Genomic DNA, 15,019 nt, shown 5'->3' with positions numbered 1-15,019 from the left:
AAAAATACTATTTTGGAGCAAGCTCACGCAGGTGGCGTGCTACCGCAATCCATGCACCGATATAACCCAACAGCACCGCGCCAAGCAAGAGCGACACGCCGTCGGCGACTGGCACACCGGCCAGTGAAAAATCACTGCCGTACAAACCGGCCAATCCCACTACCGCATCGTTCAGCCAATCCAGGCCGAACGCCAATACCCCCCAGGACAGGATCCCGGCACCGAAGCCATACAGCGCCCCCATGTAGAGGAAGGGCCTGCGAACATAACTGTCCGTACCGCCGACGAGTTTAATCACTTCTATCTCTGTGCGGCGGTTTTCAATATGAAGACGAATGGTATTGCCTATCACCAAAAGTAATGCAGAAACCAGAAGCACCGTCAGACCAAAGACAAACCGGTCGCCGAGCTTGAGTATCGCCGCAAGACGCTCGACCCAGACTAGATCAAGTTGGGCCTGTTGTACCTTGGGCAATTCCGAAAGTCTTTGTCTTAATGCTTCAAGGGTGGGCTTGTCGACCTCGTTCGGGGTCACCAGCACCACACCCGGCAGCGGGTTTTCCGGGAGTTCCTTGAGGGCCTCGCCCAGGCCGGACTGCTGCTGGAACTCTTCGAGCGCCTGCTCGCGCCCGACGTATTCGGCGTCGGCTACGCCCGGCATGGCCTTGATCTGCTCACGCAACGCCTGCCCTTCGCCCGGTGTCGCGTCCAATTGCAGATAGAGGGAGATCTGCGCCGCGCGCTGCCAGGAGCCGCCCAGGCGCTCGACATTATTAAGCAGTAATGACAGGCCCATGGGCAGGCTCAGGGCCACGGCCATCACCATGCAGGTGAAGAAGCTGCCGATGGGCTGCTTGCCCAGGCGCCGCAGGCTGTCGACCAGGCTGGCGCGATGGCTTTCGATCCAGGCGTGCAGCAGCGTGGCGAAATCCGGGCCGTCGTCATCGTCGCGTTTCTTTTTCTGCGGCTGCGGGTCGGAGGCCTTGGGAGCCACGCGCTCGGCCACTTTCGGACTACGGGTTGCGCTCATACACCCGCCTCCCCGTCGCCGATCAGTCGACCGCGCTGCAAGGTGAGCATGCGATGACGCATACGTGCGATCAGCGCCAGGTCGTGACTGGCGATCAGCACGCTGGTGCCCAAACGGTTGATATCTTCGAATACGCCCATGATTTCCGCCGCCAGTCGCGGGTCGAGGTTACCGGTGGGTTCATCCGCCAGCAGCAGGGCCGGGCGGTGGACGATCGCGCGGGCGATACCGACACGCTGTTGCTGGCCGGTGGATAGGTCGCCCGGATACAGGTCGGTCTTGTCCGACAGCGCTACACGCTCCAGTGCCGAGTCCACGCGCTTGTTGATCTCGGCCTTGGACAGCCCGAGGATCTGCAACGGCAGCGCCACGTTGTTGAACACTGTGCGATCGAACAGCAATTGGTGGTTCTGGAACACCACACCGATCTGCCGTCGCAGGTAGGGAATCTGGGCATTGCTGATGGTGCTCAGGTCCTGGCCGGCCAGCAGCAGCTTGCCGGTGGTGGGCCGCTCCATCGCCAGCAGCAGGCGCAGCAAGGTACTTTTACCGGCGCCGGAATGGCCGGTGACAAACAGAAACTCGCCCCGACGGACCCGAAAGCTCAGCTCATGCAGGCCGACGTGACCGTTCGGATAGCGTTTACCGACCTGTTCGAAACGAATCATGAATGCTCCCGCTCGGCAAACAGTGCCTGGACAAAAGGCTCGGCTTCAAAGGTGCGCAAGTCGTCGATGCCTTCGCCCACGCCGATGTAACGAATCGGCAAGCCGAATTGCTTGGCCAGGGCGAAGATCACCCCGCCCTTGGCGGTGCCGTCCAGCTTGGTCAGGGCCAGCCCGGTCAGTTCGACGGTCTGGTTGAACTGTTTGGCCTGGTTGATGGCGTTCTGGCCGGTGCCAGCATCCAGCACCAGCAGCACCTCGTGAGGCGCCTCGGCGTCGAGCTTGCCGATGACCCGGCGGACCTTCTTCAATTCTTCCATCAGGTTGTCTTTGGTGTGCAGGCGACCGGCCGTGTCGGCGATCAACACGTCGATGCCACGGGCCTTGGCGGCCTGCACGGCGTCGAAAATCACCGAGGCGGAGTCCGCACCCGTATGCTGGGCAATGACCGGTATCTTGTTGCGCTCACCCCACACCTGCAACTGTTCTACCGCGGCGGCGCGGAAGGTGTCGCCAGCGGCGAGCATGACTTTTTTGCCTTCGAGCTGAAGCTTCTTCGCCAGTTTGCCGATGGTGGTGGTCTTGCCGGCGCCGTTGACGCCGACGACCAGGATCACGAACGGCTTGTTCTGCGAAGCAATCACCAGCGGTTTTTCTACCGGCTTGAGCAGGCTGGTCAGTTCGCCTTGCAGGGATTTGTACAACGCGTCGGCATCGGTGAGCTGCTTGCGGGCGACCTTCTGGGTCAGGCTCTGGATGATGACGGAAGTGGCCTCGACGCCGACATCGGCGGTCAGCAGGCGGGTCTCGATGTCTTCCAGCAATTCGTCATCGATGACCTTCTTGCCGAGGAACAGGCTGGCCATGCCTTCGCCAATGCTGGCGCTGGTCTTGGACAGGCCCTGCTTGAGGCGGGCGAAGAAGCCGACTTTGTTTTCTTCGGCGCTGCGCGGCGGCTCGACCAAAGCCGGAACCTCAACCGTTACAGGCTCTGGCTCAGGGGCGGGCTCGGGAGTGACAGGCGCAACGACAACCGGTGTCTCGGCAATGGGCGCCTCGACCGGTTGCGTCGATGCCGGAATCGGTGGGGTGACATGCGCAGCCTGCTCATCTTCGACCAGCGCGACCGGTTCTTCGGCCACGGGCAAGGTCAGCCAGGGCGTTTGCCCGGCGGGCGGGGTCAGTGGCTGCTCGGCAACCGGCTCGACGGTAACCTCAGGCTCGACCGGCTGCAGCACCGGTTCGGCAATCGGCAGGACGATCGGCGCAGTCTCTTCTACCGCGGTCTCGGCCACAGTCTCGGCGGCCGGCTCTGGCGGCAGTTGCGGCTGCTCGACGACGGTTTCCTGCGGCTTCTTGCGCAGCCATCCGAACAGGCCTTTTTTCTCGCCAGCCGCAGCTGGGGTCTTCTTGTCGTCGTTGGAACCAAACATGGAGGACGGCTATCTCACGGTAGCGACGCGCCAGGCAGGCGCCTCGGTGATAAATATTCGATGCTGAACAGACTGCGTTTCATCCAGCTTGTTCACGCGCAACATTTTGTAGAGTTGTCTCGCGGACAACTCAAGTCGCTTTTTTCGAAGGACTGGTGGGACATTTTCGGCGAAAACATCGGGAACAGCAGATAAACCCGAGGCTTCTTCCGCAAATCCAAACAGCCACGAGCCGATAAAAGGCCCGATAGGCGTGGCCGCCAGTAAAACGGATCAGTATCCTAGCACCTCCTCGCCCGCCGAGGCTAAGGCCAAGCGGGCAGTCCAACAGGTTTAAACACGAATGAATGCTCTTGCCCGCCGCGCCGCTGGCCTGCTGCTCAGCACAGTTTGTCTGCCCTTTTCCGCCCTTGCTGCCGACCCGCAACCCACCCATGAATTTACCCTCGACAACGGTTTGAAGGTCGTCGTGCGCGAGGATCACCGGGCTCCGGTGGTCGTGTCCCAGGTCTGGTACAAGGTGGGCTCCAGCTATGAAACGCCGGGCCAGACCGGCCTATCTCACGCCCTGGAACACATGATGTTCAAGGGCAGCGAAAAAGTCGGTCCCGGCGAAGCGTCGTTGATCCTGCGCGACCTTGGCGCCGAGGAGAACGCTTTCACCAGCGATGACTTCACCGCCTATTATCAGGTACTGGCCCGGGATCGCCTGGGCGTGGCCTTCGAGCTCGAAGCCGACCGCATGGCCAGCCTGCGCTTGCCGCCGGAGGAGTTCAGCCGCGAGATCGAGGTCATCAAGGAAGAGCGCCGCATGCGCACCGATGACAAGCCCATGTCCAAGGCCTACGAGCGATTCAAGGCCATGGCGTACCCGGCCAGCGGCTACCACACGCCGACCATCGGCTGGATGGCCGACCTGGACCGGATGAAGGTCGAGGAGCTGCGCCATTGGTACGAGTCCTGGTATGCACCGAACAACGCGACCCTGGTGGTGGTCGGCGACGTGACGCCAGACCAGGTCAAGACCCTGGCCCAGCGCTATTTCGGCCCGATTGCCCGGCGCGCCGTGCCGGCGGCGAAAATCCCCCTGGAGCTGGCCGAGCCCGGTGAGCGCAAGATCACCCTGCATGTACAGACCCAACTGCCGAGCGTCATGCTGGCATTCAACGTGCCGGGCATCGCCACGGCCACCGACAAAGTCCCGGTCAACGCCTTGCGGCTGATTTCCGCGCTGCTGGACGGCGGTTACAGCGGCCGGATCCCGGCCCAGCTGGAGCGCGGCGAAGAATTGGTGTCCGGCGGCTCGTCGAATTACGACGCCTACACCCGTGGCGATACCCTGTTCACCCTGTCGGCGACACCCAACACGCAGAAAAACAAGACCCTCGCCGAGGCCGAAGCCGGCCTGTGGCGCTTGCTCGAACAACTGAAGACAACCGCTCCCACCGCAGAGGAACTGGAGCGCGTCCGCGCCCAGGTGATCGCCGGCCTGGTGTATGAGCGCGACTCCATTACCAGCCAGGCCACCGCCATCGGCCAGCTGGAAACGGTCGGCCTGTCCTGGAAGCTGATGGACACCGAGCTGGCCGAACTGCAAAGCGTGACCCCGCAGGATATCCAGAAGGCAGCCCAGTTGTATTTCACCCGCTCGCGCCTGAGCGTCGCGCACATCCTGCCCGAGGAGAAAGCTCATGAGTGAGCGCAAATCACCGCGCCTGGTGCTGATCGGCCTGGTATTGATCGCCGTGGTCGGCGCGCTGGCCTTTTACCTGTCGCCATCGACCAGCTCCAACGCCAGCCAGGCGCTGGACAAGGCCAAGTCCGGCAACAAGCTGCAATCGCTGGCTGAACTGGACGGCAAGGCGCCCAGCCATCGCCAGCTCGACGTGCAGACCTGGAAAACCGCCGACGGCGCCAAGGTGCTGTTCGTCGAAGCTCGCGAATTACCGATGTTCGACCTGCGCCTGACCTTCGCCGCCGGCAGCAGCCAGGACGGCGATGCACCGGGCCTGGCGCAGTTGACCAACGCGATGCTTAATGAAGGCGTGGCCGGCAAGGACGTCAGTGCCATTGCCGAAGGCTTTGAAAGCCTCGGCGCCGATTTTGGCAACGGCGCCTTCCGGGACATGGCCGTGGCTTCGCTGCGCAGTCTCAGCGCAGCCGACAAGCGCGAGCCGGCGCTGAAGCTGTTTGCCGAAGTTGTCGGCCAACCGACCTTCCCCGCCGACTCCTTCGCGCGCATCAAGAACCAGATGCTCGCCGGTTTCGAGTACCAGAAGCAGAACCCCGGCAAACTGGCGGGCCTGGAACTGATGAAGCGCCTGTACGGTGACCATCCGTATGCGCACTCCAGCGACGGCACCGCACAGAGCATCCCGCCGATTACCCTGGCTCAGGCCCGGGCCTTTCATGCCAAGGCCTATGCCGCCGGCAACGCGGTGATCGCCCTGGTGGGGGACCTGTCCCGTGCCGAGGCCGAAGCCATTGCCAACCAGATATCCGCCGCACTGCCCAAGGGCCCGGCCCTGGCGAAAACGCCGCCACCGGTGGAGCCGAAAGCGAGCGTCCACCATATCGAGTTCCCCTCCAAGCAGACCAACCTGATGCTCGCGCAACTGGGCGTCGACCGCGACGATCCGGACTATGCCGCCGTCTCCATGGGCAACCAGATCCTCGGCGGCGGTGGCTTCGGCACGCGGCTGATGACCGAGGTCCGGGAAAAGCGCGGCCTGACCTATGGCGTCTATTCCGGCTTCACGGCGATGCAGGCTCGCGGCCCGTTCATGATCAGTCTGCAGACCCGTGCCGAGATGAGCGAAGGCACGTTGAAGCTGGTACAGGATGTGTTCGCCGATTACCTCAAGAACGGCCCGACCCAGAAGGAGCTCGACGACGCCAAGCGCGAGCTGGCCGGCAGCTTCCCGCTGTCGACCGCGAGCAACGCCGACATCGTCGGTCAGCTCGGCGCCATGGGCTTTTATGACTTGCCGCTGAGCTACTTGGAGGATTTCATGCGCCAGTCCCAGGCGCTGACGGTCGAGCAGGTCAGGACCGCGCTGAACAAACACCTGAGCACGGACAAGATGGTCATCGTCACCGCTGGCCCGACCGTGCCGCAAAAGCCGTTGCCGGCCCCCACTGACAAACCTGCCGAGCAGCCGCTCGGGGTTCCGGAGCATTAATGGCCCGTCCATCCAATTCCAGCAAGAAACCCGCGCACAACGGGGTTAACCAGTTGCGCATCATCGGCGGTGAGTGGCGCAGCCGGCGCTTGAGCTTTCCCGATGCCCCGGGCCTGCGGCCGACGCCGGACCGGGTGCGCGAAACCCTGTTCAACTGGCTCGCGCCGTATGTGGCGGGTGCCCGGGTGCTCGACCCGTTCGCCGGCAGTGGCGCGCTGTTTCTCGAGGCCTTGTCCCGTGGCGCCGCCATGGGCCAGGCGCTGGACGCCAGCAGCCTGGCAGTCTCGAGCCTGAAAGAGCACCTGGGCACGCTGCGTTGCACCGTCGGCCAGGTGCAGACGGCGGATGCGCTGCGCTATCTCGACAGCCAGCCCGCGACACCTTTCGACCTGGTGTTCCTCGACCCGCCGTTCAACCAGAACCTGTTGCCGGCCGTCTGCGCGTTGCTCGAGGAACGGCAATGGCTGGCCGACGATGCCTGGGTCTACACTGAAAGCGAGACCGCCCCTTCGACCCTGGGCTTGCCGGCCAATTGGCGCCTGCATCGCGAGCAGAAATCCGGGCGGGTGTATTACGCATTGTGGCAACGTACGGCAGAGGCCGTTGGCTGAACCGCTGACCGTGCACCGAGAATGATCGTGTCCTGCGCACCTGAACGCTTCATACCCGCCCCGGGCCTTGGCAATCCGCACCTGCAGACCTTGTGGGGCCCATTGTGGCGTAAAACCGTTCACATCGATCGCGAACGTGAGCGCCTCTGGCTGGACGATGGTGATTTCCTCGACCTCGACTGGCATGGCCCGCATAGCGCCGAAGCACCGCTGGTGCTGGTGCTTCATGGGCTGACCGGTTCCTCCAACTCACCCTACGTTGCCGGCCTGCAACGCGCGCTCAATGCTCAAGGCTGGGCCAGCGTCGCCCTGAACTGGCGTGGTTGCTCTGGCGAGCCGAACCTGCTGGCCCGCAGTTATCATTCCGGCGCCAGCGAAGATCTCGCCGCGGCTATCGCCCATCTGCGGGCCCGACGCCCCTTGGCGCCGCTGTTTGCGGTGGGCTATTCGCTGGGCGGAAATGTGCTGCTCAAGCATTTGGGGGAAGCCGGCAACGACAGCCAGCTGCAGGGCGCAGTGGCGGTCTCGGTACCGTTTCGCCTGGACCAGTGCGCCGACCGCATCGGACAGGGCTTTTCCAGGTTCTATCAGGCGCACTTCATGCGGGAAATGGTCGCCTACGTGCGCAACAAGCAACGCCAGTTCCAGCATGACGGACGCGACGAAGGGCTCGCGGCCCTGGCAGCCCTGGGCTCGCTGGACAACATGCGCACCTTCTGGGATTTCGACGGCCGGGTGACAGCGCCACTGCACGGCTTTTCCGACGCAGCGGATTACTACCGGCGCGCGTCCAGCCGCTATTTCATGGCGGGAATCAGTACACCGACGCTGGTCATCCAGGCCGCCGACGACCCTTTTGTATTCCCCCACAGCCTGCCCGAACCCGGCGAGTTATCGGCCTCGACCCACCTGGAACTGCACCTGCGGGGCGGGCATGTGGGATTTGTCGACGGAACCCTGCGGCGCCCGGGGTATTACCTGGAACGGCGCATTCCCGGTTGGCTGGCCAGCCTGGCACAAGGCTGACGATTCGAAAACAACACAAATCCCCTGTGGGAGCGAGCTTGCTCGCGATAGCGATGGGTCAGCCACATTAAAGTTGACTGATACCCCGCTATCGCGAGCAAGCTCGCTCCCACATTGATTTCGGGTGCCTTGTTATTCGTTATTCGCCCTTCGCCACGCCCCGCTGGGGATCGTTGATCCACTCGCTCCACGAGCCGGCATACAACCTTCCCAGCGGATACCCCGCCAGGCACAAGGCAAACAGGTTATGGCACGCCGTCACGCCGGAGCCGCAGTAAGCCACCAGCTCGGTGGGCGGGCGCTCGCCCAGTTTTTCAGCGAAACGCAGCTTGAGTTGATCGGCCGGCAAGAAGCGTCCATCGGTCCCCAGGTTGTCGGTGAATGCTGCGCATGACGCGCCCGGGATATGCCCCGCCACCGGGTCGATCGGCTCGACTTCGCCCTTGAAACGCGGCAGCGCCCTGGCATCCAACAGAGTCATGTCCGCATCACCGAGGCGTTGCTGCAACGCCTGCGCACTGAGCAGCAAGCTCGCGTCCGGCGCGCCGTTGAAAGTCCCGCGAGCAGCCTGCGGCGGATCCAGGCTCAGGGGCAGGCCGGCCGCATGCCAGGCCTTGAGCCCGCCGTCGAGAATATGTACGCCATCGCGTTTGCCCAACCAGGCCAGCAGCCACCAGGCCCGGGCGGCATAGGCGCCGGGGCCGTCGTCATACAGCACGACCTCGCTGTCATTGTTGATCCCCCAGCCCCGGAGACGCTCAACCAGCGCCTCGGGCTCCGGCAGCGGATGACGTCCGGTGACGCCCTTGATGACCGGCCCGCTCAGATCCCGCTCAAGGTCGACGAACGACGCGCCGGCAATATGGCCCTCGGCGTAACTGCGCTGGCCATAGTCCGGGTCCTCCAGGGCAAAACGACAATCGAGGATCACCAGCCCGGGCTGTGATCTCCGCTGTTCCAGGGCCTGAGGACTGATGAGTTGAGCGATGGGCATGGTGAGCTCCTGTGGCTGAATCAAGGGGTCCGATCTACTGCCCTTCCTCCAGGGTCTGGGCCAGCGGGACATAAAATTCTTTGAACAGGGCATCTACCGCTTCGCGGGCCTGCTCGGTCACAAACCCCGCCTCGAGCACCAGCACCTGATACACGCCGCGCTTGATCGCCTGTTCGCTCAGGTGGCTGGAGTTTTCGCGGGTGGTGCAGAGGAACCGGACCCAGGACGTGAGAACAATCCAGGCATTGAGGGTCAGGGACTCGATCTGGACGCGGTCCATTGCCAGGATGCCGGCGTCGACGAAACCTTCGTAGATAGCCGTGCCATGGATCAGGCAGCGTTGGGAAAAGCGCCGGTAGCGAGCCGCCAGTTCCGGGTCGCTGTCGAGCAGGTGCTCCAGGTCCCGGTGCAGGAACCGGTAGCGCCACATCGCCGAAAGCAGTTCCTGCAGGTAGAAACGCTTGTCGTCCACCGTGGCCGCCCGCCCCTGGGGTGGCCGCAGGAAGCTGTCCACCAGGTTTTCGTATTCGCTGAACAGCACGGCGATGATCGCCTGCTTGTTGGGGAAGTGGTAATAAAGATTGCCCGGGGACATGTCCATGTGGGCGGCAATGTGATTGGTGCTGACACTGCGCTCACCCTGCCGGTTGAACAACTCCAGGCTGTTCTGCACGATGCGCTCGCTGGTTTTTATTCGTGGGGCCATGGCTTGGGCTTAATTCGAAAAATCATGTGATGGGCATCTTACGACCTATAGGTCACGGGAGAAAACCCACGCCATCGCGGAGGCGGCATTTGACTTTTTAGAGCACAAGCTCTAGAAATCAACCATTCCAATAATAATCCGGTGCCGACATGCCAGCCGACGTTGCTTACCTGCACCAGTCTCAACAGCAGCTGGATGACATTCGGACGATCTTCGAGGCCCAGCGCCTTGCTTTCGCCGCGCATCCCATGCCAACGGCCGAGCAGCGCCGGCAGTGGCTCAAGGCATTGCGCGAACTGTTGAGCAATGAACGGCAAGCCCTGATCGACGCGATCAGCCAGGACTTCAGTCACCGCAGCGCCGACGAAACCCTGCTGGCTGAGCTGATGCCGAGCCTGCACGGTATCCATTACGCGAGCCGCAACCTCAAGGGCTGGATGAAACCTTCCCGGCGCAAGGTCGGCATGGCCTTCCAACCGGCATCGGCCAAGGTGATCTACCAGCCATTGGGCGTGGTCGGGGTCATCGTCCCGTGGAATTACCCGCTCTTCCTGGCCGTAGGCCCATTGGTCGGGGCCTTGTCGGCGGGTAACCGGGTCATGCTCAAGCTCAGCGAGGCGACCCCGGCCACCGGATTGCTGCTCAAGCGATTGTTAGCCCGTATCTTTCCCCAGGACCTGGTGTCGGTGGTGCTGGGCGCGGCTGACGTCGGCATTGCGTTCTCCAGGTTGCCGTTCGATCACCTGTTGTTCACTGGCGCCACCAGCATCGGCAAGCATGTGATGCGTGCCGCCGCGGAAAACCTGACCCCCGTCACCCTCGAACTGGGTGGCAAATCACCCGCCATCGTGTCCGACGACGTACCGCTCAAGGACGCCGCCGAACGCATAGCCTTCGGCAAGACCCTGAATGCCGGGCAGACCTGCGTCGCGCCGGATTACGTGCTGGTACCGCAGAGCCGCGTCGGAGCGTTCGTCGAGGCGTATCGCGAAGCGGTCCGCGGGTTTTATCCGACGCTGGCGGACAACCCGGACTACACCGCCATCATCAACGATCGCCAACTGGCGCGGCTCAACGGCTACATCGGCGACGCCACCAGCAAAGGCGCGCTGCTGATCGAGCTGTTCGACCAGGGCCAGGGTCGCCGCATGGCCCACAGCCTGTTGCTCAATGTCACGGATGACATGACGGTGATGCAGGATGAGATCTTCGGCCCGCTGCTGCCCATCGTCCCGTACGAAGGCCTGGACCAGGCTTTTGCCTACATCAATCGGCGGCCTCGTCCGCTGGCGCTCTACTACTTCGGCTACAACAAGGCCGAACAGCAGCGGGTACTCAATGAAACCCATTCCGGCGGCGTCTGCCTGAACGACACGCTGCTGCATGTGGCCCAGGACGACATGCCGTTCGGCGGCATTGGCGCCTCGGGGATGGGCCACTATCACGGTCACGAGGGATTCCTGACCTTCAGCAAGGCCAAGGGCATCCTGATCAAGCAGCGCTTCAACGCCGCCAGACTGATTTATCCACCCTATGGCAAGCCTTTGCAGAAGCTGATCCAGAAGCTGTTCATCCGCTAACAAGCGTCTCCCGGGTAATAACAATAATGAGCCCAGACCTGACCGATACGCCCGCCCTGTCACGGCGTGGTTTGCTGCAACTGAGCCTTGGCGCCAGCGTTTTCCTCGCCACCGTCGGCCTGGGCGCCAGCCTCAGCGGCTGTTCGTCCAGCCAACCGGCGGACGGCCTGAAGGCCCTGCGCGACAGCGACCTGGCATTTCTACGCGCCGTCATTCCGGTGATGCTCGACGGCGCAGTGACCGCAGGAACGACCCAGGCCGCCACCGATGCCACGCTGCAAAGCCTGGATCGCGGCCTGGCGCACTTGTCTGCGGCGATGCTCAAGCTCACGCATCAGCTGTTCGACGTGCTCACGTTGGGTGTGACCCGCGGGCCGCTGACCGGAATCTGGGGCGGGTGGGAAAACGCCAGCGCCGATGACATCCAACAATTCCTGACACGCTGGGAAAACAGCTCGCTGAGCTTGTTGCGCCAAGGCCACAGCTCTTTGCTGCAAATGGTGATGATGGCCTGGTACAGCCGGCCCGAGGCCTGGGCACACTGCGGGTATCCGGGCCCGCCAACCGTCTGAAAGCCAGAGCCAGCCCCCTTGTGGGAGCGAGCCTGCTCGCGAAGGCGGTAGTTCGGTCATCAAGTGTGCTGCTGATACGACGCCATCGCGAGCAGGCTCGCTCCCACAGGGGCCTTGTCGTCTTCTCATAACAACAAGAGAACCCCGAACATGCCCGTACCCGATCCGTTCCGCGAAGGCCTGGCCCGTGGCTGGACCACCTACAACGGCGCGCAACTGACCCAGGACCTCACGCTGGAAGCCGACGTGGCGATCATCGGCAGCGGCGCCGGCGGTGGCACCACGGCGGAAATTCTCAGTGCCGCCGGCTACAAGGTATTGCTCATTGAGGAAGGCCCGCTCAAGACCAGCCAGGACTTCAAGCTGCTTGAGGATCAGGCTTACACCAGCCTGTATCAGGAAGGTCTCGGGCGAATGAGCAAGGACGGCGCCATCACCATTCTCCAGGGCCGGGCCGTGGGGGGCACCACGTTGATCAACTGGACCTCGAGCTTTCGTACGCCTGACCAGACTCTCGAACACTGGGCGACCGAGCATACCGTCCGGGGCCACGGCCCCGCCGAGATGGCGCCCTGGTTCGAACGCATGGAGCAGCGCCTGGGGGTGGCGCCATGGCTGATTCCGCCCAATGCCAACAACGACGTCATTCGCAAGGGCTGCGAGCAATTGGGCTACAGCTGGCATGTGATCCCGCGCAACGTGCGCGGCTGCTGGAACCTGGGCTATTGCGGGATGGGCTGCCCGACCAATGCCAAGCAATCGATGCTGGTCACCACCATACCCGCCACACTGGACCAGGGCGGCGCCCTGCTCTATCTGGCGCGGGCCGAACGCCTGATCATCAGCAACGATGCGGTAGTGGAATTGCAATGCCAGGCCATGGACGAACGCTGCGTGGCGCCGACCGGACGGCGCATCAGGGTCAAGGCGCGGCATTACGTGCTGGCCGGTGGCGGCATCAACAGCCCCGCCCTGCTGCTGCGCTCCGACGCGCCGGATCCGCATCGATGCCTGGGCAAGCGCACCTTCCTGCACTTGGTGAACATGTCAGCCGGACTGTTCGATGAAGTCATCAACCCTTTTTATGGGGCTCCACAGTCGATTTATTCAGATCATTTCCAATGGCAGGATGGCGTCACCGGCAAAATGTCCTACAAGCTGGAAGTCCCGCCTTTGCACCCGGCCCTCGCCGCCACGCTGTTGGGCGGCTTTGGTGCGCAGAACGCAGCGCACATGGCAAAGTTGCCCCACACCCACGCCATGCTGGCGTTACTGCGCGACGGCTTTCATCCGGACAGCCCCGGCGGTACCGTGGAATTGCGCAGTGACGGCACGCCCGTGCTCGACTATCAGGTCTCCCCCTACACTTGGGACGGTTTGCGCCGGGCATTTCACAGCATGGCCGAGATCCAGTTCGCCGCAGGGGCCAGGTCGGTCATGCCGATGCACAGCGATGCCCGGCACGTGAAAACCCTGGCCGAGGCCCGCGCGCTGATCGACGGGCTGGACCTGGCCCTTTTCCGCACCCGCCTGGGCAGCGCTCATGTCATGGGGGGTTGCGCCATGGGCGAAGAGCCGAAACAGGCGGTGACCGACAGCCTCGGCCGCCACCACCAACTGCGTAATCTTTCCATCCACGACGGCTCGCTGTTCCCCACCAGCATCGGCGCCAACCCGCAACTGTCGGTGTACGGCCTGACTGCCAAACTGGCGACCCTGCTGGCCGAACGTCTGCAAAACACATGAAAAAACCGACTATTCGCAGCGCCTATAGTGCGTTCTTATCCCATCGCCGACTTGGCCGACCGAGTCGGCTGCGATACCATCCGACTCCCCAACGGACTCCCGCCAGGACGACGCGATGAACCGAGTGTTGTACCCAGGTACCTTCGATCCCATTACCAAGGGCCATGGCGATCTGGTCGAACGCGCCTCGCGCCTGTTCGACCATGTGATCATTGCCGTCGCCGCCAGCCCGAAGAAAAACCCGCTGTTCCCGCTGGAGCAACGTGTGGAGCTGGCCCGTGAGGTCACCAAGCACCTGCCGAACGTGGAAGTGGTCGGCTTCTCGACGCTGCTGGCGCATTTCGCCAAGGAAAAGAACGCCAATGTGTTCCTGCGCGGCCTGCGTGCGGTCTCGGATTTCGAGTACGAGTTCCAGCTGGCCAACATGAACCGCCAGTTGGCCCCGGACGTCGAGAGTCTCTTCCTGACGCCATCGGAGCGTTACTCCTTCATCTCGTCGACCCTGGTGCGGGAAATTGCGGCCTTGGGCGGCGATATCACCAAGTTCGTCCACCCGGCCGTGGCCGACGCGCTGACCCTGCGCTTCAAGAAGTAACCCGCCGACGCTGCGACTCGCTCGCAGCACAGCGCAGTCCATCGCCCCCGCGTGCACTGCGCTCGCCAATGCGGCACAATTGCGCCCATACGTTTTTCAAATGCCCGGGCTCAACGCCCCGGCCGGAGCTTGCATGTCCCTGATCATCACCGACGACTGCATCAATTGCGACGTCTGCGAACCCGAGTGCCCGAACGCCGCCATTTCCCAGGGCGAAGAGATCTATGTCATTGACCCGAACCTGTGCACCCAGTGCGTCGGGCACTATGACGAGCCTCAATGCCAGCAGGTCTGCCCGGTGGATTGCATCCCGCTGGACGAGGCTCATCCGGAGACTGAGGAACAGTTGATGGCGAAATATCGCAAAATCACTGGCAAGGAGTGAATCGGTAATCTGTAGCGCCTTTACTGGCCTCATCGCGAGCAAGCTCGCTCCCACAGGGGATCTATGGGCATCGCAGCATCTGCGTACTGAGCAAATCCCTTGTGGGAGCGAGCTTGCTCGCGATAGCGCCATCAGCCACACCCAATACCTCACTCCTGCCGCTCAAACCCCTCCCCAACACACCCCAGGCACCGCACAAACGTCGCTTTCGCCGGGTCGACCACCAACGCCTTCCCTGCATCGCCAACCCCGCCACCCAGCGCCGTAAAGGGCAACGACACGACAAACGCCCCGGCACCGATCACGGTGGCGGCGAGCAGCAACGGACGAGCAATCAGCAAGTCGCCGAGCATGGCATACGCGGGTGGATTCTGGATGGTGTAGCGCGGGTCACCGCTTTCGGTGTTCGCCAGGGCAGGCAAGCCAACACTCAGCGAGAGTGCCAGGAGGGAAGTTCGAAGCAGAGTCATGAGGCGATCCTTCGGCTGAAACAG

General features: G+C 62.9%; 15 protein-coding genes. 9 read left to right on the top strand and 6 right to left on the bottom strand.

Annotated features, from left to right (window positions below):
• Nucleotides 1–7: 7 nt before the first annotated feature.
• From ftsX to ftsY, 3 genes are read right to left on the bottom strand one after another with little or no spacing between them, the layout of a single operon-like run.
• Complete coding sequence (ftsX, locus tag J3P94_RS02375; protein ID WP_305498152.1) at nt 8–1,030, bottom strand: permease-like cell division protein FtsX; 1,023 nt, start codon at nt 1,028–1,030, stop codon at nt 8–10.
• The gene (ftsE, locus tag J3P94_RS02370; RefSeq protein WP_024778908.1) at nt 1,027–1,698 is read right to left on the bottom strand and encodes a cell division ATP-binding protein FtsE; all 672 of its coding nucleotides are present in this window, start codon (nt 1,696–1,698) and stop codon (nt 1,027–1,029) included. Before ftsE ends, ftsX begins: the two co-directional genes overlap by 4 nt.
• A complete protein-coding gene (gene ftsY / locus J3P94_RS02365; RefSeq protein ID WP_434571166.1) occupies nt 1,695–3,128 on the bottom strand; it encodes a signal recognition particle-docking protein FtsY in 1,434 nt (477 codons plus the stop codon). Before ftsY ends, ftsE begins: the two co-directional genes overlap by 4 nt.
• 343 nt (nt 3,129–3,471) lie before the next feature.
• Here ftsY and J3P94_RS02360 point away from each other — a divergent pair, with 343 nt between their 5' ends.
• The 4 genes from J3P94_RS02360 to J3P94_RS02345 are packed head-to-tail and all read left to right on the top strand — an operon-like array spanning nt 3,472 to nt 7,947.
• Nucleotides 3,472–4,827 carry a M16 family metallopeptidase gene (locus J3P94_RS02360; protein ID WP_434571164.1) on the top strand — a complete coding sequence of 452 codons (1,356 nt, stop codon included), beginning with the start codon at nt 3,472–3,474 and terminating at the stop codon, nt 4,825–4,827.
• Complete coding sequence (locus J3P94_RS02355) at nt 4,820–6,310, top strand: M16 family metallopeptidase (protein WP_434571163.1); 1,491 nt, start codon at nt 4,820–4,822, stop codon at nt 6,308–6,310. The genes J3P94_RS02360 and J3P94_RS02355 overlap by 8 nt, the downstream gene beginning before the upstream one ends.
• Complete coding sequence (rsmD, locus tag J3P94_RS02350; protein ID WP_305498147.1) at nt 6,310–6,921, top strand: 16S rRNA (guanine(966)-N(2))-methyltransferase RsmD; 612 nt, start codon at nt 6,310–6,312, stop codon at nt 6,919–6,921. The genes J3P94_RS02355 and rsmD overlap by 1 nt, the downstream gene beginning before the upstream one ends.
• Before the next feature lie 21 nt (nt 6,922–6,942).
• Nucleotides 6,943–7,947: a hydrolase gene (locus J3P94_RS02345; protein ID WP_434571161.1), complete on the top strand. Its 1,005-nt coding sequence runs from the start codon at nt 6,943–6,945 to the stop codon at nt 7,945–7,947.
• Nucleotides 7,948–8,086: 139 nt separating this feature from the next.
• Here the strand turns inward: J3P94_RS02345 and J3P94_RS02340 are convergent, their stop codons facing one another.
• Both J3P94_RS02340 and J3P94_RS02335 read right to left on the bottom strand, forming a co-directional pair.
• Nucleotides 8,087–8,941: a sulfurtransferase gene (locus J3P94_RS02340; RefSeq protein ID WP_434571159.1), complete on the bottom strand. Its 855-nt coding sequence runs from the start codon at nt 8,939–8,941 to the stop codon at nt 8,087–8,089.
• Nucleotides 8,942–8,975: 34 nt separating this feature from the next.
• Complete coding sequence (locus tag J3P94_RS02335; protein ID WP_434571157.1) at nt 8,976–9,647, bottom strand: TetR/AcrR family transcriptional regulator; 672 nt, start codon at nt 9,645–9,647, stop codon at nt 8,976–8,978.
• Nucleotides 9,648–9,796: 149 nt separating this feature from the next.
• On the opposite strand from J3P94_RS02335, the gene J3P94_RS02330 reads away from it, so the two are divergent.
• The 5 genes from J3P94_RS02330 to J3P94_RS02310 all read left to right on the top strand — a co-directional run bounded on the left by J3P94_RS02330 (nt 9,797) and on the right by J3P94_RS02310 (nt 14,525).
• Nucleotides 9,797–11,227, top strand: coding sequence for a coniferyl aldehyde dehydrogenase (locus J3P94_RS02330; RefSeq protein ID WP_434571155.1), 1,431 nt, complete (start codon nt 9,797–9,799; stop codon nt 11,225–11,227).
• A 26-nt stretch (nt 11,228–11,253) separates the two neighbouring features.
• Nucleotides 11,254–11,799 carry a twin-arginine translocation pathway signal protein gene (locus J3P94_RS02325; RefSeq protein WP_434571153.1) on the top strand — a complete coding sequence of 182 codons (546 nt, stop codon included), beginning with the start codon at nt 11,254–11,256 and terminating at the stop codon, nt 11,797–11,799.
• 150 nt (nt 11,800–11,949) lie between these two features.
• Nucleotides 11,950–13,545: a GMC family oxidoreductase N-terminal domain-containing protein gene (locus tag J3P94_RS02320; protein ID WP_434571151.1), complete on the top strand. Its 1,596-nt coding sequence runs from the start codon at nt 11,950–11,952 to the stop codon at nt 13,543–13,545.
• A gap of 115 nt (nt 13,546–13,660) precedes the next feature.
• Nucleotides 13,661–14,140, top strand: coding sequence for a pantetheine-phosphate adenylyltransferase (gene coaD, locus J3P94_RS02315; RefSeq protein WP_007897855.1), 480 nt, complete (start codon nt 13,661–13,663; stop codon nt 14,138–14,140).
• 133 nt (nt 14,141–14,273) lie between these two features.
• Entirely contained in the window at nt 14,274–14,525 is a 252-nt protein-coding gene (locus J3P94_RS02310; protein WP_434571149.1) for a YfhL family 4Fe-4S dicluster ferredoxin, read from the top strand.
• Between the two features lie 149 nt (nt 14,526–14,674).
• Here the strand turns inward: J3P94_RS02310 and J3P94_RS02305 are convergent, their stop codons facing one another.
• Nucleotides 14,675–14,995, bottom strand: a complete 321-nt coding sequence (locus J3P94_RS02305) for a multidrug transporter (RefSeq protein WP_434571148.1) — start codon at nt 14,993–14,995, stop codon at nt 14,675–14,677.
• Between the last annotated feature and the right edge of the window lie 24 nt (nt 14,996–15,019).

Origin of the sequence: Pseudomonas sp. Z3-8 (genome assembly GCF_051131975.1) — a bacterium.
Classification (GTDB): Bacteria; Pseudomonadota; Gammaproteobacteria; order Pseudomonadales; family Pseudomonadaceae; genus Aquipseudomonas.
This window is presented reverse-complemented; position numbering and strand designations above follow the sequence as displayed.